The following is a 20,992-nucleotide window of genomic DNA, read 5'->3' on the forward strand; positions in this document are numbered from 1 at the left end:
ATATTATCGATGGAACATTACCGGGCTAAAGTGGCACGGCACTGAGCCTGCTCCGGGGCGTTGCTGTTAAAATGATGGGAAGTGATCAGTGTTGCAATGGCGTACGCCTGGCTGACATTTTTGCTTCAAGCGTTGAGGCACAACCAGAGATACCGGAGATATGGAGCACAACCCTACATCCAGTAATGAGCCGCTGCAGCAATGTGCAGCGGCCTGTAGAAACAGTGAGCAACAGAGTTCGTCAAAGCTCACTGAGAGCCGGATCGACAGCGGTTCGGGGTACACCTGCTGCGCTCCGGTGAGAGATGAGCCACTGACTGACGGTAGTCTGTCAGAAAAGATCGCTAATCTGCGTTGCAAGGAATCGCTCAGACCCGAAAGCAGGCTCATTCCCGGTGGCAGTGCCTATGTCGGTACCAAAGAGCCGGGAATTCGTGATGATGGCGAGACTCCCTTGCGTCGTGTTCGTGTGAAGCCATTTCGTATAAGCCAGACCGCGATAAGCAATGCCGAGTTTCAGCAATTTGTCGAAGAAACCGGCTTTGTTACCGAGGCCGAACGTTTTGGCTGGTCGTTTGTTTTCTGGGATCAAGTGCCCAGCAATATTGCAACTACCGAAGGGGTGGTCGGTATCGAATGGTGGCGTCGCGTTCATGGAGCCAACTGGCGAGAAGTGAATGGGCCCGGCACGCACAGTCTTGCCTGTCATCCCGACCATCCAGTCGTGCATGTCTCCTGGAACGATGCAACGGCGTATGCCAGGTGGGCAGGCGGGCGCCTGGCGAGCGAGGTGGAATGGGAGCACGCAGCACGTGGCGGACTTGGTGATGTCAAATTCTCCTGGGGAAATGACGAACCCGATGACACGGAAACGCTGCCCTGCAACATCTGGCAGGGTGTTTTTCCACATACCAATACCGGTGCTGATGGCTTTCGAGCAACGGCTCCTGCTCGCTCATTCGAAGCCAATGGGTACGAGCTATTTAATATGTGCGGCAATGTCTGGGAATGGACGGCCGAGGATTACAGCAATAACTCGAAGAACCCGAAGGCACGTTCACGTATACGCAGCATGAAAGGTTACAAGTTATCCAAAGGCGGATCATTTCTTTGCCACAAGAGCTATTGCTACCGCTACCGAATTGCCGCAAGGACCGGTTCAACGCCTGACAGTTCCACCACGCATCAGAGCTTCAGGGTTGTTTGGGACGAGGCCTGATATTGCTGTACTGGAAGGTGATGATGACCATTTCAGATCTAGTGGCTGCCTGACAAGGGCCTGTCATACAAGCAATCAAGCCGGCCCGGATTGTTCATGAGTCGTCCGGGCCAGCGTGTAGCGGCCTAGCTCAAGTGACTTGCATGCCCCGATGTTCCATGGGGCCGGTATCGACAGCTCGACGCCTGGCGGCGCGTGTTTTTACGGATGTATCGATCAGCCATTCACGTATCACATCGAGAAGCTCTTGCTTCTTTGGTGCAGCGTCGGGCTTGTCCCACAAGTTGCGCTTCTCACCCGGGTCATTGACCAGGTCGAACAACTGTCCACAACTAAGCCCTTTGAAGTGCACCAGTTTGTGCGTGGTTGAGCGCACCATGGTCAGATACTCGGCACCGGTCAGGTTGACATCTCCACCCTGTTCGCAGAACACATGCGTACGCCCATCAAACGCTTTTTCCTCCAGTGCAGGATTGAGTGACTCTGCCTCGAAGCTGGGGTCGGGCGTCAGGCCTGCCCACTCGAGAATGGTCGGCCCCAGATCAAATAGCTGTACCAGTTGGTCGACATCACGTCCTTCGGTAAATCGTCCCGGCGCTGATATGATCAACGGCACTCGGGTCACCTCGTCATACGGTGCCCATTTCTGGCTCAGGCCATGATCACCCAGGCAGTCGCCGTGATCCGATGCGAACACGATGATAGTGTTGTCCAGGCGACCACGTTCTTCCAGAGTATCGAGAATCTGGCCGACTTCCCGATCAATCATCTCGACATTGGCGCAGTAGTAAGCACGCATACGGTGCAACTGCTCGCGCGTGGGGTTGAGGCTCCAGGCCACTGAATCGTGATCGACTTCGACATCATGCAGTCGCTTCTCGGTAAATACCGGTGGCAGATTGGCAAGATCTTCCTCGCTCACTTCCGGCAGAGGTATGTCTCGGTCCATATAGCGTTCGATGTATTCAGGCGTCGGATCGTAAGGTGGGTGAGGCCCTGGAAAACCCACCACCATGAACAAGGGCTTTTCGACCGGTTTGCTCGAAAGCCACCAGCGTGCCATACGACCGACAAAGACATCGGAGTGCAGCTCTTCTGGCAACTCCCACGGAAAGGCACCGAGACATTCGCGGTAGTCATCACGCTTGCGGTATTCCTCGCGCTGTTGCTTTTTCAGGCCGTGCGATGCCAGTGCCTTGTCCCATTCATCGAAGAAGTAGCGTCCTTCAAGGAAGCGATCCTTGTTCTCAACGATGTAGCGCTCGTCAAAGCCTGCCGGAGCGTCGTAGGGGATGGTGTGCATCTTGCCGATATTGACGGTCTGGTAACCGGATTCCTGCAAGAGTGACACCCAGGTTTTGTTCCAGGCCTGGCCATTGGCGTGCACGCCATTGCTGTGCGGATAGTAGCCGGTGAACAAGCTGGCTCGACAGGGTACACAACTGGGTGCGGTGACATGGCATTGGGAGAAGTTCACACCACGATTGACCAGACGATCAAGGTTCGGGGTATCCACATGATGGGCACCCAACGCGTTGATGGTGTCGTAGCGCTGCTGGTCGGTCATGATGACCACGATATCGGGTTTTTCTGTTTTGTCAGTCATGTTGTTGCTTGGGGTTGGGGGAGATAATCAGAGTTGCAAGTCGAAGAAGCGCTCTTCCATCACATCGATGTGGCCTTGCATGGCGGTGGATGCGGCTTCGGGCAGTCGTCTTTCCAGAGCACGATGAATGACACGATGATCGCTGATGGAGCGTCGGCGATTGGCGGTGCTGCGGGTCTGGTCATACCAGCGAATCCACATCGTGGTATTGCGTTGCTGCCAGAGGTGGCCGACGAACTGCTCCAGTAGGCGATTGCCAGATGCCTTGGCTATCAGGTGATGAAACTCGGCGTCAGCACGGTCGAAGTGCGGGACGTCATCGAGTGTTGATTCCATCGTCTCGATACAGCGACCGATCTGCAATATCTGGGCATCACTGGCACGAGTCGCGGCCAGAAAAGCTGTCTGTGCTTCGATCAGTCGGCGTGATTCGAGAATCTCCGAAGGGCTGGTTTCATCAGCGGCGGGTGTGGTGTTGGTGGCGTGCTGACGTACATTGTCGCCCAGGACGAAAACACCAGAGCCGACTCGAATTTCTACCAGCCCCATGAGTTCCAGCGCCAGCACGGCTTCTCGAACCGTGGTTCGACTGACACTGAGAGTCGAGGCCAGCTCCCGTTCAGGGGGCAGGCGCTGACCGGCGCCGTACTCTCCCTCGGCAATACGTTTTGCCAGATCTCGTGCAATCTGGACATAACGTCGTTCGTCAGGTTCTGCTTTGCTCAATACAATGCTGGAGGCTGGTTTCATGAACTGAGTTCCGGTCTTTTTGTGTGCCGACGACGGGCAATATGCCCCATGATCAGCGGCCATAATAGAGTGAGAAGAGCAACCATCAGAAATGACATGGCATAGGGGCGGCCCAGAATTTCTGCGACATTGCCATCGGACATCATCAGGGAGCCGCGCAATTGCTCTTCGGCAATGGGGCTCAGTACGAAACCGATGACAAATGGCCCGAGCGGTACCTTGGCCAACTCCAGGCCGAGGCCGATGATGCCAAAGGCGATCATGACCCAGACATCGGTGAAGTTGTTGTTGACGGCGTAGGAGCCGACGACGCAGAACACAAGAATGGTGCTGAGCAACCAGGCGCGCGGCACTTGGGAGATGGCGGCGATGTAGCGCACTGCATTCCACATCAGGAACAGCATGATGATATTGGCAAGCAGATAAGCGGCAATAATGCCGTAGGCTACTTCCGGGGCGTTCTGAAAAAGCAGGGGCCCGGGTTGCAGACTGTGAATCGTCAGAGCACCGATCAGGATCGCCTCCGTGACACTGCCGGGAATACCCATGGTTATCAACGGAATGAGAGCACCGCCAATGGAGGCGTTGTTGGCTGTTTCTCCGGCAACCACACCGGGTTCGTGACCGGTGCCGAACTTCTCTGGTGTGCGTGACAGCTGGCGAGTCGTGGTGTACGAGACGAGAGCGGCGATATTGGCACCAATGCCTGGTAACAGGCCAATCCAAGTGCCGATGACGGAGGAGCGCAGCATGTTCGGACCGAAGTTTTTCAGATCCTTCATCTGTAAGGGCAACTTCTTTTTGGGAAGATTGATCGGTTTCGGTGCCTGGATGGGAGCTGCGGATTCGCGCAGTATCTGACTGATCGCAAATGCGCCGATCAGTACGGGTAGCAGACCGAAACCAGAGAGCAGTGCATCCAGGTCGAATGTCAGGCGAGCGCGTCCGATCGAGTTGTCGATACCCGGCATCGCAAAGGCCATTCCGAGAGCTGCCGCCATCAGACCCTTTACCAGAGAGCCTTGCGTCAGCGATGCCAGCATCACCAGTGCCATCATGACCAGTGCGAAGTATTCCCAGGGGCCGAACTGCAAGGCGAACTTTGCCAGAGTGGGTGACATGCCTGCCAGGAAGATCCAGGAAATGATGCCGCCCACCACCGATGCCATGATACCCAGTGCCAATGCGCGCTCGGGCTGGCCGTTCTGGGCCATCGGGTAGCCGTCAAACGTGGTGACGATGGAGGCGGGTGTGCCAGGCATGCGTAGCAGAATGGCCGTGATCAGGCCGCCGGATATGCCGCCGACATATTGACCGATCAACAGCGTAATGGCGTTGACCGAATCCATATGGAAGGTCAGCGGTAGTGTCAGAGCAATCAGCATCGAGGCTGTTAGACCAGGTATGGCACCGACTACGATTCCCAGTGCCGTTCCCAGAAACAGGAACAGCAGATTGTCAATCTGGAACAGAGTGATGAAGGCGTCAAGCATGTTCTGAGGTCCGTAGGAAATTCATGGTGTCAGCCGAGATCCACATACAGAAAGCGTGTCATGACCATATAGAGGGCCGCACCCAGTAGCAGGCCAAACAAGGCAAATTTCCATGATGCCTGCCGTCGCTGGTGTGACAAGACTGTTCCGACAATCGTCACGAAAGCGGCTGTGACGGGAATGAAGGGCCACTGCAGAATATCCAGTGCAAACACATAGGTGATCAGCGTTGCGAAAATGCAGAGGCCGCGCAATTGACCACTGAATGGGGATTCTTCAGCATCGACACCGGACGGTTTGCCAGGCGGAGTATCCGTTGCAGATGAATCACAATCGTTGTTTTGCGATGTGTATCGGAGTTGTCGTATTGCTTTGACGGCGATGATCAATGCAAAGAAAATAAGCAAACCGCCGAGGATTCTTGGCAGAGCTGCTGAGCCCATGGGTTCGAAACGGGGTGGGGGTAGTGTCGAGGCCCCGACAAACAGTAGCCCGGCGCCCGTCAGAACGGCAAGCACCAGGGCCAGGTCCACCCATGCAGGATGCAGACGCATTTACTTAATGCTATCCGCAACAGGCTTCAGCGCATTCAGTGTCTTCTGCGCATCGGCCATGGCTGATTCACCGTCCACCCAGTAGGCTTCCAGCGTGTTTTTCTGGAAGTACTCGATAATTTCAGGATCAGCAATGGCTTTTTCCAATGCTCCTGCCAGCTTGGCAACAACATCATCCGGGGTATCAGCCGGTACCAGCCACCAGTTGGGGTTTGCCCAGCTCACATCCAGTCCCAGTTCGCTTGCCGTCGGTACGTCGGGCAGTTCTGGTAGCCGTTCCCGGCCAAAGTAGACCAATGCCTTCAAGCCTTTGCCTTGGCCGATGAATTCGGAGGCTGCAAACAGGGCTATGTCGGCATTGCCACCGAGTACCAGGCGCAGGCGGTCGGCACTACTTGGGGCGGTAACATAGCGCGTTTCAAAGCCGGCTTCATTAGCCAGCATGGCACCGACAAAATGAGGAATGGTGCCGATACCAACCGCTTCCACCAGGCTGCGTGGCTCCGCTTTTAAAGCGTCGATCAACTCTGGCAATGTGTTGTAAGGAGAATCCTCACGCACCACCCAGACGGGGCTGCCACCACCGGTATAACCGACGGATTTGAAGTCATCGAGTGTGAAATCACCCAATTGCATGGCAATGGAAATCAATAACTGATGATGCCAATGGACAGCGGTGTGGCCATCCGCATCACCACGTCGCATCTGGTTTACAGCATTAGCTCCGGCCCCGCCGTCGGCGTTGAGAACAACCATCGGCTGTGACAGCCAGCCCTTTTCCTGGATTTTCTCTCCCAGCAGACGGGCCACGGTATCGGTACGGCCACCGGGCTTGAACGGTACGATGACGCGTATTGGTTTGGTTGGGTAGTTGCCTTCATCCGCCAGCGCAAGTGTTGCAGTGCCGGAGATAGAGGTTGCCAGCAAAGCTCCAGCGGCAACTTTACAAGCGCTTCGGCACGCTCGGCTCAATACGCTGCGACGTCCTGCCGGGTCGGTTGTTCTTGTCTGTCGAATCACGGTATGGGTACCTCTCCTCATAGTGGTAGGACCAAAATACCCATTGATATTGCAATTGTCTAGACCAATTTTGTTTTTCTTGAATAAAGTGAGGCCCAATGCAGTATCAGAAACAGATAGGCGTACCGACTGTTCGGAAAATCGCTGGCTACGGAGGGGAGGAAGGTGAGTGGCAGAACACGACAAAAGAGCAGGGCTGAGCTCCGTCGTCGTCATGTCCGATGAGCACAATCGTGATTGATCAGCCTGCTATGGTCATACATTGGCCATGACTCTACGAAGACAATCGCTGCACGTTTCCATTCACCAGAGTAGGGCGCAACTGCACCATTCTTGTTGCCGTCGATCCAGAAGCCTCCGTCACCTGCTATTTCAACGAGGCCCACCTGTGTGCCATTGCGCCAGACTTGTCCATTGGGTTCAATGGAGCCTGCATCGTTACCTCGTACCCAGACTCTGCCGTCAGTTGTGATCGAGCCAACATCAGTACTTTCAATCACCACAGTTCCCTTGCTCGAAATCGAGCCGATGTAGCTACCACCGTGATAAAGCTCCTGCTCAATTCCTTGCAGAAATTCAGGTCTTTTGGGACGTTCTTTCTTGGGTGTTTTGGCCAATTCGTCCGCGGTCTGAGTAGCCTCTTTGCGCATGATTTGAAAGCGTAGTGCCGCAGATTCAATGAGAGTCGCAGAGTCTTTGAGACTGGTGTCCGTCGTATCGGGAAAGTAGTTGGCAAGCAGTGTCATTTGCTCGTTGGCGCGAACACCTGCTGCCAATCGATTCTGATTATCGTCACCATTTTCGCCATAGGCAAAGTTGTAGATTCGCATCCGATCATCGTCTGAGATGTCGAGTATCATTTCTGCCAGTATGTGAGCATCACGAAGGGTGCTTTGACGGGCGGTGATTTGACCGGAAATTCGATCATTGATTTGTTGCTGAAAATTTCCAGTTATCCAGCGTTTGACTCGGTTGGCATCTTGTGGGCCTACGGTTCCTGAATCCAGAACTTCAAGATCTGCCTGCAATTGTTCACCACGCAGCAACTGTAGAGCCTCAGCCCAGGTAGTCAGTTGTTCAGTCGAAGCATCGTCAGCTAGTGACGGTAGGGCATTTGCCTGATATCGAGCAAGAATGTCGTCTGTATTGCCAATCATTAAAATACCACAAGCGCCGCAGCAACTAATTCTGCAGCCCTTGTGGTTTCGTACCTGGGTCATGCAGAAGTGTATCTACCGATTGTTCGATGCGCCAGATTCGGACCAGCATCATCAACATGTAGGTAGGACAGCAATTCGCCGGGAATCGCTGTCTTAAAGCAAATCGGTGAAATCCAATATCTCATTAGATATTGGATTTTCCGCATTTTCATACCAAACATTAAATGATATGGATAAGTTTCATAGTCTCTTCGACCACTTCAACTGCAGTCAATATATGTTTGTCGAATAAATTGAATCAACATGCTTGGCGTCAAGTAACAATTCATACTGGAGCTCAAGATTCTCTTTTAGTGAGCTTCTGGCCGTGTACGAATGCGCCTATTGGAGATGAACTAATTGCCTGAACTGACTGTGGAGTTAGCTCAGGCCGTTGCGCGTCTGATCAGCTCAAACCCCAGATCGACGATCTGTCTGGTGTCGCTGTCTTCTGAATTCAGAAGAATATCAGCGGCCATCTCGCCGATTCGTTTGCCGGGGAATTCGATGGTCGTGAGGTTCAGTCCGGCGGGTTGAGAGAGTTCAAGGCCACCGAAGCCGGTCACTGCCAGGTCGGATGGTACATTGATTCCCTTTCTCGCGGCTTCGCACAAAGCGCCCATAGCGAGGGGGTCGCTGACACATATTACGGCGTCAAGATCGGGCCAGCGCTCTAGCGCGCTGGAAATTCCCTGCGCGCCGGCTTCCACATCTGAAAGCTCTGGTGAAGGGCTGTCAATGAAAAGTGCAGCACCAAGTCCTGCTTCCAACAGAACATCCTGATAACCTTCGGCGCGCTGCTGTCCACGCACGTCGCCACTTCGATTTCCGCCGATAAAGGCGATCTTGCGATGCGAACGAGCAATCAGATATTCCGTGATTGCTCGCCCTGCCAATCGGTTGGAAAACCCCACGACATGGCCAATGGGGTTTTCCGGTAAATCCCAGAGCTCGACCACGGGGACATTGGAGCGGAGCAACAGCTCTCTCAATTGAGGTGTGTGCTGGGAACTGGTTAGTACCAGTCCATCTGGTCGGCGACTCAGCAGAGTACGAACAGCCGCATCTTCGAGCTCCGGTGCGTAGTCGGTATTGGCGAGCAACAGCTCGTAGTTTGAACGGCGAAGATTTCGTGACAGTCCTTCGATGGTCGAAGTAAATACTGAATCGGCGAGCGTGGACACCAGTGCTCCGACGATCTTGCTTCGGCTGGAGGACAAAGCGCCAGCCATTCCGTCCGGCACATAACCCAAATCGCGAATCGCATCAAGTACACGTTGACGGGTTTTCTCCGCCACCTTTTCCGGTGTTCGTAGCACGCGAGATACCGTTATTTTCCCCACTTTTGCTCGAATAGCGACGTCGTGCATTGTTGTCCATTTGTGCTTACTCATGCCTGTCGTTCATCAATATATTGTTAAGAATTCCGGAAAGTGTTGACATTCTACCAATGGTATCGATACCATTTGGTCAATGGTATCGATACCATTACGAAATCCAGCTGTTATGAGGGCGGTTGGGCCTAAGGTTGAGAGGACACAAATGTTATCCAAAGAGCAGATCGAATTCTATTTCGACCAAGGATATCTCTTGGTTGAAGAAGTACTTACACCCGAGGAGCTCGCTACGCTGCAGGAGCTCACGTATGGGCTGATCGACAAATCTCGAAGCGTTAGCGAAAGCAACGACGTTTATGATCTGGACAAGGGGCATTCTGCAGAGAATCCCAAATTGACGCGTGTGAAGTTACCGCACAAGCAGCATCCCTATTTTTGGGAGATTATCAAGAATTCTCGAATGACCGAGGTTCTGCGACAGCTATTGGGTGCAAACGTATTGCTACAGACATCCAAACTGAATGCAAAAGCGCCCGGCGGTGGTGCTGCGGTTGAGTGGCATCAGGATTGGGCGTTCTACCCGCATACCAACGACGATATCCTGGCCTTTGGTGTCCTGTTGGAGGATGTTGGCCCCAAGAACGGCCCACTACAGGTCATTCCCGAGTCGCATAAAGGCCCGATTCTGAGTCATAACAGCGAAAGCGGTGTATTTTGCGGCGCTGTTGATCCGAATGACCCTGAGTTCCATCTGGACCAGGCGGTGACCCTGACCGGCAAGGCGGGCAGCATGACTATCCATCATGTTCGCACCTTGCATGGTTCGGCACCTAATGTCAGCGATCGAGCGCGCCTGATGCTGTTTTATGAATGCAGTGCTGCCGATGCATGGCCGCTGATGGGAGCAGGCAACTACATGCAGCGTCTGCCACAGGCTACGCAGTGGGCTGACGTGCTGGAGCGCCTTGTCACCGGTGAGGCTGTACTGGAGCCTCGGATGGAAAAAGTACCTGTCCGTCTGCCGCTTCCGCCAGCTTCCGATGTCAGTTCGATCTTTCAACTGCAAAAATCGGGTGGTGCGAAAAGCGCCTTCAACTGATTTCCCGATCAAGTGCGGCCAGTCGCCAGAAGAGCGGCAGCCGCATGACAGAAGTGTCTGACCACACCACTATCCACCACGGAGATAACCATGATGAATTTCAGAGTACTGGGTGCAGCAGCTGCATTGGGCCTTTTTTCATTCACTGCACAGGCTGATCAGATTGAACTGCACGGCGCGTCGCAGTTTGATGACAACCACCCCTACACCAAGGCCTTGTCGAAATTTGCAGAACTGCTGGATACGTATTACGAAGGCGAGCACGAACTGAGTTTCGTGCTGCACAAGAGTTTCGAACTCGGCAACGAAAAAGACTATGTCGGGTTCATGAATCAGGGGATCTCGGTGGATTACGCTATCGTGTCGCCATCGCATATGTCCACTTTTTCGCGAGCTGTAACCATCGCTGATATGCCTTTTCTGTTCCGCGATGTGCCTCATTTTGAAGCGTCTATTGCAGCCGATGTCTTCGCCCCGTTGGAAGAAGAGTTGAAAAACAAGGCAGGTCTGCTTCTACTGGGTTATGGCGGAGGGGAGAAAAGACACCTCTTTGGCACCAAGGATTTGGGATCCATGGAAAAGCTGAAAGGCTTTCGCATGCGAGTTCAGGGTTCGCCCATCCAGACGCGTATCTTCAGCGCCATTGGTGCTGCACCGCAGGTGATTGCCGGTGGAGAAGTCTACAGTGCTATCCAGACCGGCGTGATTGATGGTGGAGAAAATTCCGCCACTACGTTCGAATCATTGAAATGGTATGAGGTCGGACCCGAAGTCACGCTGACGACTGTGGCCATTACCGTGCGCCCGCTGGTCTTCTCCGGCAAGCGCTTCAATGAATTTGATGAAGAAGTTCAGCAAGCGATTGTCAAAGCGGGAGCAGAGGCCATGGCCTATGAGCGCGCCCTGGAAATCAATGGGGACGACGCTAAGCTGCAGCAGCTTGTTGATGAAGAAAAACTGAGGACACACCCTTTCGAGGATCGTGCTGCCATGGTCGCTCTTGCTGAGCCGATTAAGATCGAATGGGCCGCCGAAATAGGTGCCACCTCAATTCTCGAAGCAATAAACGCGGTCAAGTGATCCGTTGTTGTTCACGTGTGGCCGTATACGGGCCGCATGTGAGCAGTCCTTCGAAAACCAACACAAGCACATACCTGGAGGAAGGGAATCACATGCGATTCGTACTTGATTGGTATTACCGCATCTTGCAGTTTGCACTTACAACCATGCTTGTATTGTTGTTGGTGCCTGTCAGCATGCAGATTCTGGCGCGCTTCAGCGAATTCGTGCCGCGCTACATCTGGACCGAAGAAGTTTCCCGGTTTGCCTTTATCTGGATAATCATGTTGGGTGCAGTTGTTGCCATTCGAGATAAATCACATCTTGTTGTGGATGTGTTGCCGAAAATGCGCCCTGGAATCGAGAAGTGTCTGACAGTGCTGACATTGACAGCGATGTTCGTAGCGGGTTGTTTCTTTACCTATGGCGGTTATCATTTTTCTCGTTTCGGTGCACTTCAGCACTCCGAGCTGGCCGGACTTCCAATGCTTGCCATCTACATCGCCTGGCCCTTCATGGGGGTAAGCTGGTTGGTCTTCACCATCGAACAGATTCACGATCACGTCACTGATAACAAGGAATGCAGACATGGGACCGTTTGAAGCAAGTATTCTGCTGTTTTCCGTCTTCCTTCTGCTGGTCGCGATACGTGTGCCAGTGTCGGTGGCGCTAGGTCTGGCAACCTTGCCGGTTTTCATTCTGCATGATCGGCTGACAATATCGCTCCTGTTTACGGAGATGTTCAAGGCTTACAACTCCTTTCTATTATTGTCGGTGCCGTTTTTCCTGCTGGCTGCGAATTTGATGAATGCAGCGGGGATAACCGATCGTATGATACGGCTGTGCCGGGCGCTTGTCGGTTGGATGCCAGGCGGCCTTGGGCACGTCAATGTATCAGTTTCCATGCTGTTTGCAGGGATATCGGGATCGTCTACTGCGGATGCCGCGGGTATTGGATCATTGATGATTCCCGCCATGGAAAAGGAAGGGTATGACACCTCTGTATCCGTTGCGATTACTTCCTGTTCATCGGTAATGGGCGTCATCATTCCTCCGTCCGTGTTGATGATCATCTGGGGTGGCGTGATGTCGGTTTCCATCGGATCATTGTTTCTGGCAGGCGTTGTTCCCGGCATTCTGATAGGTGGCTCGATGATGGTTGCCGTCTATCTTTATGCCCTGAAACGAGGCTATCCTCGCTATGCGTTCCCCAGCATGCGCGAACTGTCAGCGGCCTTTGCGTCAGCGTTCTTCGCACTGACGACACCAGTGGTCATTGTGGGAGGTATCGTCGCCGGATTTTTTACGCCTACCGAGGCCTCTGTCGTGGCAGTGCTTTACTCAATGCTACTCGGGCTATTTGTCTATCGAAGTCTGACGTTTCGTGAGTTGCCGAAAGTCTTTTATGATAGTGCACGGTTCGCCGCGATAGCCCTTTTTGCCGTCGGGACGGCTTCGGCGTTTTCTTTCCTGCTCGCCTATTTTCAGGTGCCGAAATCGCTAGTAGTCTTGTTCGCGGACATGCAGCTCGGACCGATTGCAACAGCGCTGATAGTCGTGGCGTGTTTCCTGGTCATCGGCATGTTCATTGACGCTATTCCCGCGATTATCATATTGGGTACGGTGCTCTGGCCAGTTGCAGAAACCTCGGGTATGCATCCCATTCACTTTGCCATTCTGGGGGTGGTCTCTCTGGCTTTTGGGCTGGTGACGCCGCCCTATGGTTTGTGTTTGATGATTGCGTGCTCCATCGGAAAAATACGCGTTATCGACGCGCTGCGTGACACGTTGATAATTCTCGCTCCGATGCTGTTCATATTACTGTTGATCGCAGTACTGCCTGATCTGATCCTGTGGCTGCCACGACTTCTGATGCCAAAATTCATGTGATGAAACGCCGTCAAATTCCTTCGACAATGGAAAAAATCATGAAAAAACCAATCGTGTTTACCGCTGTTCTGGGGTTTTCGACTGCATGCCTGGCAGTTGAAATTCCGGACTATCCAGCTCCAACCGGAGACACTACTATCGTATCTGCGGAGGCGCAGGTGGAGCTCGTGTTCAGTGGCGGTTGTGCCGTTGCTGAAGGGATTGCTGCGGGCCAGGACGGGATGATGTACTTCTCGGATGTGACTTTCACCGACTTCTGCAAGGATGAGGCAGGTGTTTTTCCTCAAGGCGGTCATATCTGGCAATACGACCCAGCTACCGATACAAGCTCGATCTTTCTGTCGCCATCCAATATGTCCAACGGTATCGAATTCGATGCCACGGGCACAATGGTCTTCGTTCAGGGGCCTGACAGTGGTGGTCGGCGTGTCATGAAAAAGGACATGAATACAGGTCGAGGGTTCATTCTCACTCATCTCTTTGAAGGGCGTGAATACAACGGACCCAATGACCTTACGATTGACGAAGCAGGTCGCATCTATTTCAGTGATCCGAAATACTTTGGATACGAGCCGATGGAACAAGCACAGCATTCTGTGTTCCGCATCGACCCGGATGGAGGTGTGACACGGTTGCTGTCAGATGCCGGTAAGGTCAATGGTGTGCTGGTGTCGCATGATCAAAAGACTCTTTATGTCGGTGCGTGGGATAACGGCACAATGGACTTCATTCGTATTCCTGAAGGCGAAGGTGCGATGCCTGCCTACATCAAGGCGACACAGGCCATCTATGCTTATGATCTCGCGCCGGATGGTAGCGTCGGAGCACGTCGCACTTTCCTGGAAATGCCGTTCGGTGCGCCGGATGGTTTCGCTTCCGATGTCGACGGGAATCTTTATGTCACCGTTCGGCATGAGGATCCGGCCAAGCGGGGAGTCTATGTATATAGTCAAGAGGGCAAGGAAGTTGCGCAGATTCTCCTGCCTGACACATTTCCAACCAATGTGGCCTTTGGACGTGGAGCTGCGTCAAAGATGCTCTACATCACGGCATCAAACAGTCTTTTTCGCGTGCAATTGAACAAGGATGGTTATCAGTTGCCAGCAAAGTAAAGGTATCCAGTTCGAGCCTTGCGATGCCCTTCATTCCAACCAAAGAGAGCGCGTAAACATGACACAAACTAATCTGCCAGAAAGCACAGCAAAGAATGAGGTGATAGTCGCCCTTATCGGCTGCGGTTTGATGGGTTTCGCCATAGGCCAGCGTCTGTTGGATGTTGGCATTGGTCTGCGTCCTTTTGATAAGGACGCTACCAGAGCATCTGGATTGGTGGGGCGAGGGGCGATCGACTCCCGGTCTGCCGCTGATGCTGCATCAGGTGCGCAGATCATAATTCTGAGCCTGAATACTGCAGCAATAGTTCGGACCGCGGTGTTCGGAGAGGGCGGTGTTGCCGAAGGTGCTGCGCGTGGCAGTCTGGTTGTTGACATGTCCTCCATCAGTCCGGAGTCAACCCGAGAATTGGCCAGCGAGGCAGCTACAGTGGGTCTGCGCTGGCTCGACTGCCCCTTGTCGGGAGGGGTGCCACGGGTGGCAACCGGCGATCTTACTGTCATGGCAGGCGGTCTGCCTTCCGATTTTGAGGCGGCTCGCAAGGTGATGTCGAGGCTGGCTTCGAACTACACCTTGATGGGGCCAAGTGGTGCCGGGCAAGTCACCAAGGCGATCAACCAGGTTCTGGCGGCCATCAACTTTCAGGCTATTGCCGAGGCCACACAATTGGCATTGGACAATGGTGTGGATGCTGCAAACATTCCACGTGCCATTTCGGGTGGTCGCGCAGATTCTGTCCTTGCGCAGGAATTCATGGCAAAAATGGCAACGCGCGATTATAGTCCTTCGGGTCGTATCGACAACATGCTGAAGGATATGACGGCTGCGTTGGATATAGCTGATGCATCCGGTACCGAAACTCCTGCGTTACGCCTGACTGCCGAGATTCATCAACGGCTGGTCGCGCAGGGTTTTGGTGATAATGATAACGCAGCATTGATGCGACAGTTTGACAAACCTCTATAGTCGTTTCATCAGCGCTTAGTCAGTTTCAGCCTACCCCTGCAAACAACTGGGGTTGTTCTCAGTTTGATATTGATGAACTTCGATCCACTGTTCTACAGAGTGCGGGCAGGCGTGTGCGGCTTGTCCTCATGACAGCCGTTACTATTGTTGCAGGCCTGTTTCCGATCATGATCGGCTCGGGTACGGGCTCTGAGGTGGTTCAGGGTGTTGCAGCACCGATGGTCGGTGGGATACTCAGTACAACGGTCTTGACCATGCTGGTTATACCTGTCGTCTACTTCTTGTGGGAACGCCGCGAGCTCAAGCGCCTACTGGTTTCGACGGTGGATGTCATTTTCGAGTTGGAATGGTGGAGCGAGTCCTAGAGTTGACAGCCACACAGGGCCCGCGCGAAGCCACTCACTCGAGCGGTCGCTTGATGGCTGAGTTTGTCGGAACAACACTCTGGCAAGTGCAACAGATCTGGAAGGCTGCCGGACTCAAGCCGCATCTGTGCAAAGCATTCAAGATCAGCAACGATCCGGATTTCGCCGAGAAGTTCACTAACATTGTCGGCTTGTATATGGATCCACCGAATAATGAAGTTGCCTTGCGAGACTGGTGTCCGTCGTATCGGGAAAGTAGTTGGCAAGCAGTGTCATTTGCTCGTTGGCGCGAACACCTGCTGCCAATCGATTCTGATTATCGTCACCATTTTCGCCATGGGCAAAGTTGTAGATTCGCATCCGATCATCGTCTGAGATGTCGAGTACCATTTCTGCCAGCATGTGAGCATCACGAAGGGTGCTTTGACGGGCGTTGATTTGACCGGAAATTCGATCATTGATTTGTTGCTGGAAATTTCCAGTTATCCAGCGTTTGACTCGGTTGGCATCTTGTGGGCCTACGGTTCTCGAATCCAGAACTTCAAGATCTGCCTGCAATTGTTCACCACGCAGCAACTGTAGAGCCTCAGCCCAGGTAGTCAGTTGTTCAGTCGAAGCATCGTCAGCTAGTGACGGTAAGGCATTTGCCTGATATCGAGCAAGAATGTCGTCTGTATTGCCAATCATTAAAATACCACAAGCGCCGCAGCAACTAATTCTGCAGCCCTTGTGGTTTCGTACCTGGGTCAAAACGCCTCTGCTCAGGCGCTACGACGAGCCAGTTCCCGGCGACGCTGGGTGAATTGCTCGTGTGATTGTTCCGTACCGTCGTGGAACGATCCGAACACCTTGTCCCAAGGCACGTCCAGGCTGCCGTAGTTGCACTCGAAATAGCGATGATGCATCTGGTGGTGGAAATTGCCCAGGGCCATGGATTTTTTATTCTTGACCAGCAAGCCTTCGAATCCGGCATGTGAAGTTGCAGCGGTCAGTGCCTGATGTTGCATATGAAACAGGATATGGATGGGGTGAGCGGCAACCAGCCAGTGGATCAGAACCGAGCTGAAGAAGAGGAAATGCTCAAGCGGGTGCATGGACAAGCCCGACCATGGACCGATGTTTGTATTCCGGTGATGCAGGGAGTGGGCGATCTTGTAAAGCGGTGGCCAGTGCAGAAGGCGGTGGATCCAGTAGAAGTGAAAGGATATCCACAAAGGGGTCAGGAAAAACAGGGCGATGAACCACAGCGGATTCTGAGTCCACTGCAACATGGGGGCATAGCCATTTGCCATGGCCCAGAGCATCAAGGCTTCAAAAGCGGTCCAGAAGAAGACACCACTGCCCAGCGTCCAGAACATAGTGTCGCGATGCGATTATCCATCAAGGCCATGCACTACTTTCTAACGGCTGTCGATCTGCGTTCGATTGTGCGGGCAGCGCAGCACAGGAACGTGGTGCCGTCGGCCATTTCAAGTGCCATTGATGCCGTGGAAGGCGAATTTGGCCTGAAGCTCGTTCAGCGTTTTCCTGCCAAAGGTATTCAGCCTACCGCTGCCGGCATCATCATCGCGCAGAAGATTCGTCGTCTGATTGAAGAATATGATGATCTGATTATCGGGGGTAACGAGCTACGTGATGCGCTGTCGGGGAAGCTGTCCATCGGCTATTACGCACCCATGGCACCCGCTTTTCTGCCTGCGACGCTGGCGCCGTTGATGATGGAAAATCCGGAGATCAGGTTGCAGTGCATCGAGTGCAATAATGAAAGCGCGCAGCTCGGACTACTTGATGGCACCTTCGATGTCATCGTGTTTGTCTCCGATAGTGTGCATCTGGGTATCAGCTGCGACACACTGATTGATGCACCACCGTATCTTCTGTTGCCGCCGACTCATCCATTGGCCAAGCGCCGTTCTGTGGCATTCGCCGAACTGGCCGACCTGGATATGGTATTGCTGGATTTGCCATTTACGACCAAATATTTGCGCGGTCTGTTCGAGGGTATCGGTTTCGAGCCGCAGATCGTGGCCACCGCATCGAGCTCGGAGATGGTCAGAAATCTGGTCGGGGCGGGAGTGGGTTGTTCGATTCTCAATATGCGCCCGCTTGGCGGTTCGACCCATAGTGGCAAACCCGTTGTCGAAATACCGATTCGACCGCCTGTTCAATCACTGCGCCTGGTGCTGGGGTATCTGGATGGCAATCCACGTCGTGTGGTCAGTGCCGTAAGAGAGTCCATTCTGGCGTATTTTGGTACGCCTGACGCCCGTAAGTTGATTGTCGCCAATAAGGGGAAAACGCGCCGTCGGACAGTATCTGACCAGGCGGCGGATGAGCTTGAGTAAGGTTCACAACGATAGATTGTCGCCCAGCGTTGTCAGGGTGGTCTGCAGGCCTTGGCGCATGTGATCTTTCAGGTGTTCCAGCATGGCCTCCAGAGAGTCTCCGTGGGCAAGTCTGACGTAGTCATCGTGTGACTGTCTCAAAGGGCCGCAGCGATCATGAGCTCGCTGATGCAACGAGAAGTACAGGTTCAGGTTGGGGCGCATGGATTCCCAGCTGCGTTGCAGCAAGCGGTGGTCGCTGAGCTCGTAGCACCAGGCATGCAGGTGTAGCTCCTGGGAAATAGCCAGATCCGTATCGGACCCTGCATCAATCGTTCTGATCAGGGTTTCATTGCGCAGTGTCAGCTCTGCCAGAGAGTCAGGGGTACGGTGAGACCAGCATCGTTCAAAGGCGAATGATTCGAGCGCGGTGCGCAATGAATACAACTCTTCCAGGTCGCGTCGGGTCACTGAGCGCACATAGAGGCCTTTATAGGGAACGCTGACAAGCAATCCGATTTCAGCCAGCTCGCGGATGGCCTCGCGCAGCGGTCCACGACTGACTTTCAGGGAGTTTGCCAAGTCCTGTTCTGTCAGCTTCTGCCCCGGCTGAAAATTACCAGCCACGATATGTGTCGTCAGTTGCTGAGCAATGCGGTGACGGACCGTCATGTCGTCAAGCGGTTGCAGGGCCGGAATGTTCAATGCGCCTCCTGTGCTCTAGTCGTTAAATGAAATATAGGTGTATATCCCATTGTGTAGCACAAACCCTCATCAGGCAGGGGCTCCCGTTCAAAGTTGCATGATTGTTGACAATCCTACAACAGCAAGGCACTATTTTGTCGAGCTGCGAAGACTGGACCAAGCAATTTGCTATGGGACCCGTGGCAGTTTTTCCGGGGTGACTGGTTGATCAGATCCGTCAGTGCCCGTGATTTTCAATAGCAACTGGAGATGTATCTCATGTATATCAGAAGACGATTGGCGGCCTTTACTGGCATGAGCCTCTTGGGCATAGCCTCACTGACATCGGGAGTTGTCCAGGCGCAGGAATTCATCACTATCGGCACGGCCGGTCAGACTGGCGTTTACTACGTCGTTGGGCAGTCTGTTTGCCAACTGGTCAACCGCGGTACAAGCGATCACAACTTTCGCTGCACAGCGCCTGCCACTGGCGGATCAATTGCCAATCTGAACGGTATTCGAGCTGGAGACTTCAACTTCGGTGTTGTGCAGTCTGACTGGCAGCATCACGCCTACAACGGCAGTAGTGCATTCGAAGAGGCGGGTCCCAACGAGGAATTGCGTTCCGTACTGTCGGCGCATGCTGACATTGTCACCATCGTGGCGCGTGCCGATTCCGGGATCGAAAAGCTGGATGACTTGCGTGGCAAAAAAGTCAATATTGGAAACCCGGGATCAGGTTCGAGGGCCACAGCTGAAGTCCTGCTGGAGACTATCGGTGTTGACGAACTGGCGCTGGCCTCCGAGCTGAAATCTGCTGAACAATCGGCGGCTCTGTGCGATAACAAGATTGAAGCCATGATGTTCTCGGCCGGCCATCCTGTAGGCAATATCAAAGAGGCAACCGTCGCCTGCGATACGCGCTTTTTACAGGTAGAGGGCGATGCGATTGATCAAATGATTGCTGACACTGTCTATTATTCCAAGGCCGAGATTCCGGCCGGCATGTACAAGGGACAGCCCGATACCATTCACTCCTACGGACCTTTGGCAACGTTGGTGTCATCGACCAATACCAGTGCTGATGCAGTTTATGCAGTCGTCAAGGCTATCTTTGACAACTTTGATCGGTTCAAGTCTCTGCATCCGGCGTTTGCCAATCTGAATGAAAAGGACATGATATCCAGTGGCATTATCGCGCCCCTGCATGAGGGAGCCATTCGGTATTACAAAGAAAAGGGCTGGATGTAATACAAGCCTGAACTGTTGTAAGTCATCTGTTTCTGTCCGGTAGCGAGGCGTTGGCATCCATGCCAACGCTTGTTGCCGGGTAGTGACAGAGGGTCTATTGATTGTCGCCAATAAATGAATCAACCATGAATAGCAAGACACAGAGCCACAGTACTCACGATGCGAGCGAAGACGAGCGCAACAGGGATATCAAGATCTATGTGAACGGGGATATCGTTCATCGGGATGAGGCAAAAGTGTCTGTCTACGACTCCGGCTTCATGCTCGGAGACGGCATGTGGGAAGGGATGCGTCTGTATGACGGACAGTGGGCATTCTTTGATGAGCACATGGATCGGTTCTTCAATTCTTGCAAGGCTGTCTCACTGGATGTGGGGATGGACAAGGCAGGCATACTGGATGCACTGACGCGAACGGCTGCCGCCAATGACATGAGCAACGATGTGCATTGCCGTTTGATGCTGACGCGAGGCATCAAGGACAAGCCGTTTCAACATCCTAAGCTGAGCCGCAGTGGTCCCACGCTGGTCATCATCATGGAACACTCCAAGCCGGCCGGCAGTCTGCAAAGCTCTGGTATTACTCTGGCCACCGTGCCGCAGGTACGTGGACTGCCCATGAGTCAGGATGCCAAGTTCAATAGTCACTCGAAGCTCAACTGTGTCATCGCGTGTTTGCAGGCCGAACAGGCCGGTGCCGACGAGGGACTCATGCTTGATCCCCATGGTTTTGTGAATACCACCAATGCCTGCAACTTCTTCATAGTGCGCCGTGGCGAGGTGTGGACATCGACCCCTGATTACTGCATGAACGGTGTGACTCGGCAAAAGGTCATCGACCTGTGTCGTGCCAATACGATTCCCGTGTTTGAAAAAAATTATTCATTGTATGAAGCCTATGGCGCCGACGAAGCATTTCTGACCGGCACCTTCGGGGCTCAGACTCCGGTAGCCTCGATCGATGGAAAGACCATTGGAACCGGCGAGCGTCCCATGACCGCCAGGTTGCAGGCGTTGTACAAGGATTTGATCAGGCAGAACACAGGTAGTCGTTCGCTGTAAGG

General features: G+C 53.4%; 21 protein-coding genes. 11 read left to right on the plus strand and 10 right to left on the minus strand.

Features of this window, described 5'->3' with window-relative positions:
- Positions 1 to 160: 160 nt before the first annotated feature.
- Positions 161 to 1,219 carry a formylglycine-generating enzyme family protein gene (locus IMCC3135_RS09385; protein WP_088917370.1) on the plus strand — a complete coding sequence of 353 codons (1,059 nt, stop codon included), beginning with the start codon at positions 161 to 163 and terminating at the stop codon, positions 1,217 to 1,219.
- A gap of 130 nt (positions 1,220 to 1,349) precedes the next feature.
- On the opposite strand, the gene IMCC3135_RS09390 is transcribed toward IMCC3135_RS09385, so the two are convergent.
- From IMCC3135_RS09390 to IMCC3135_RS09420, 7 genes are all read right to left on the minus strand, one after another.
- Positions 1,350 to 2,825 carry a sulfatase family protein gene (locus IMCC3135_RS09390; RefSeq protein ID WP_088917371.1) on the minus strand — a complete coding sequence of 492 codons (1,476 nt, stop codon included), beginning with the start codon at positions 2,823 to 2,825 and terminating at the stop codon, positions 1,350 to 1,352.
- Between the two features lie 27 nt (positions 2,826 to 2,852).
- Positions 2,853 to 3,575, minus strand: coding sequence for a FadR/GntR family transcriptional regulator (locus IMCC3135_RS09395; RefSeq protein ID WP_169727432.1), 723 nt, complete (start codon positions 3,573 to 3,575; stop codon positions 2,853 to 2,855).
- Positions 3,572 to 5,068 carry a tripartite tricarboxylate transporter permease gene (locus tag IMCC3135_RS09400; protein ID WP_088917373.1) on the minus strand — a complete coding sequence of 499 codons (1,497 nt, stop codon included), beginning with the start codon at positions 5,066 to 5,068 and terminating at the stop codon, positions 3,572 to 3,574. The genes IMCC3135_RS09395 and IMCC3135_RS09400 overlap by 4 nt, the downstream gene beginning before the upstream one ends.
- A 29-nt stretch (positions 5,069 to 5,097) precedes the next feature.
- A complete protein-coding gene (locus IMCC3135_RS09405) occupies positions 5,098 to 5,622 on the minus strand; it encodes a tripartite tricarboxylate transporter TctB family protein (protein ID WP_088917374.1) in 525 nt (174 codons plus the stop codon).
- On the minus strand, positions 5,623 to 6,642 hold the full coding sequence (locus IMCC3135_RS09410; RefSeq protein WP_157735873.1) for a tripartite tricarboxylate transporter substrate binding protein: 1,020 nt from the start codon (positions 6,640 to 6,642) through the stop codon (positions 5,623 to 5,625).
- Between the two features lie 212 nt (positions 6,643 to 6,854).
- Positions 6,855 to 7,799 carry a hypothetical protein gene (locus IMCC3135_RS09415; protein WP_088917376.1) on the minus strand — a complete coding sequence of 315 codons (945 nt, stop codon included), beginning with the start codon at positions 7,797 to 7,799 and terminating at the stop codon, positions 6,855 to 6,857.
- Positions 7,800 to 8,227: 428 nt separating this feature from the next.
- Positions 8,228 to 9,235 (minus strand): LacI family DNA-binding transcriptional regulator, encoded by a 1,008-nt coding sequence (locus IMCC3135_RS09420; protein ID WP_088917377.1) that lies wholly within the window; start codon positions 9,233 to 9,235, stop codon positions 8,228 to 8,230.
- A gap of 148 nt (positions 9,236 to 9,383) precedes the next feature.
- On the opposite strand from IMCC3135_RS09420, the gene IMCC3135_RS09425 reads away from it, so the two are divergent.
- The 7 genes from IMCC3135_RS09425 (at position 9,384) to IMCC3135_RS33975 (ending at position 15,670) form a co-directional block, all read left to right on the plus strand.
- Complete coding sequence (locus IMCC3135_RS09425) at positions 9,384 to 10,277, plus strand: phytanoyl-CoA dioxygenase family protein (protein WP_088917378.1); 894 nt, start codon at positions 9,384 to 9,386, stop codon at positions 10,275 to 10,277.
- A gap of 90 nt (positions 10,278 to 10,367) precedes the next feature.
- Entirely contained in the window at positions 10,368 to 11,357 is a 990-nt protein-coding gene (locus IMCC3135_RS09430; protein WP_088917379.1) for a TRAP transporter substrate-binding protein, read from the plus strand.
- A 92-nt stretch (positions 11,358 to 11,449) separates the two neighbouring features.
- On the plus strand, positions 11,450 to 11,938 hold the full coding sequence (locus IMCC3135_RS09435; RefSeq protein ID WP_157735874.1) for a TRAP transporter small permease: 489 nt from the start codon (positions 11,450 to 11,452) through the stop codon (positions 11,936 to 11,938).
- A complete protein-coding gene (locus IMCC3135_RS09440; RefSeq protein WP_088917381.1) occupies positions 11,925 to 13,226 on the plus strand; it encodes a TRAP transporter large permease in 1,302 nt (433 codons plus the stop codon). The genes IMCC3135_RS09435 and IMCC3135_RS09440 overlap by 14 nt, the downstream gene beginning before the upstream one ends.
- 38 nt (positions 13,227 to 13,264) lie before the next feature.
- Complete coding sequence (locus tag IMCC3135_RS09445; RefSeq protein WP_157735875.1) at positions 13,265 to 14,338, plus strand: SMP-30/gluconolactonase/LRE family protein; 1,074 nt, start codon at positions 13,265 to 13,267, stop codon at positions 14,336 to 14,338.
- A gap of 58 nt (positions 14,339 to 14,396) precedes the next feature.
- Positions 14,397 to 15,305: an NAD(P)-dependent oxidoreductase gene (locus IMCC3135_RS09450; protein WP_088917383.1), complete on the plus strand. Its 909-nt coding sequence runs from the start codon at positions 14,397 to 14,399 to the stop codon at positions 15,303 to 15,305.
- 68 nt (positions 15,306 to 15,373) lie between these two features.
- On the plus strand, positions 15,374 to 15,670 hold the full coding sequence (locus tag IMCC3135_RS33975) for an efflux RND transporter permease subunit (RefSeq protein ID WP_257790421.1): 297 nt from the start codon (positions 15,374 to 15,376) through the stop codon (positions 15,668 to 15,670).
- A 177-nt stretch (positions 15,671 to 15,847) separates the two neighbouring features.
- On the opposite strand, the gene IMCC3135_RS09460 is transcribed toward IMCC3135_RS33975, so the two are convergent.
- Both IMCC3135_RS09460 and IMCC3135_RS09465 read right to left on the minus strand, forming a co-directional pair.
- Positions 15,848 to 16,357, minus strand: coding sequence for a hypothetical protein (locus IMCC3135_RS09460; RefSeq protein WP_088917385.1), 510 nt, complete (start codon positions 16,355 to 16,357; stop codon positions 15,848 to 15,850).
- 74 nt (positions 16,358 to 16,431) lie between these two features.
- Positions 16,432 to 17,028, minus strand: coding sequence for a sterol desaturase family protein (locus IMCC3135_RS09465; protein WP_088917386.1), 597 nt, complete (start codon positions 17,026 to 17,028; stop codon positions 16,432 to 16,434).
- A gap of 9 nt (positions 17,029 to 17,037) precedes the next feature.
- Here IMCC3135_RS09465 and IMCC3135_RS09470 point away from each other — a divergent pair, with 9 nt between their 5' ends.
- Entirely contained in the window at positions 17,038 to 18,015 is a 978-nt protein-coding gene (locus IMCC3135_RS09470; RefSeq protein ID WP_088917387.1) for a LysR family transcriptional regulator, read from the plus strand.
- Between the two features lie 3 nt (positions 18,016 to 18,018).
- Here the strand turns inward: IMCC3135_RS09470 and IMCC3135_RS09475 are convergent, their stop codons facing one another.
- A complete protein-coding gene (locus tag IMCC3135_RS09475) occupies positions 18,019 to 18,699 on the minus strand; it encodes a GntR family transcriptional regulator (protein ID WP_157735876.1) in 681 nt (226 codons plus the stop codon).
- Positions 18,700 to 18,948: 249 nt separating this feature from the next.
- Here IMCC3135_RS09475 and IMCC3135_RS09480 point away from each other — a divergent pair, with 249 nt between their 5' ends.
- A complete protein-coding gene (locus IMCC3135_RS09480) occupies positions 18,949 to 19,929 on the plus strand; it encodes a TAXI family TRAP transporter solute-binding subunit (protein ID WP_418251424.1) in 981 nt (326 codons plus the stop codon).
- Between the two features lie 125 nt (positions 19,930 to 20,054).
- Positions 20,055 to 20,990, plus strand: coding sequence for an aminotransferase class IV (locus tag IMCC3135_RS09485; RefSeq protein ID WP_088917389.1), 936 nt, complete (start codon positions 20,055 to 20,057; stop codon positions 20,988 to 20,990).
- The last annotated feature ends 2 nt before the right edge of the window (positions 20,991 to 20,992 follow it).

Origin of the sequence: Granulosicoccus antarcticus IMCC3135 (genome assembly GCF_002215215.1) — a bacterium.
Lineage (GTDB): Bacteria > Pseudomonadota > Gammaproteobacteria > Granulosicoccales > Granulosicoccaceae > Granulosicoccus > Granulosicoccus antarcticus.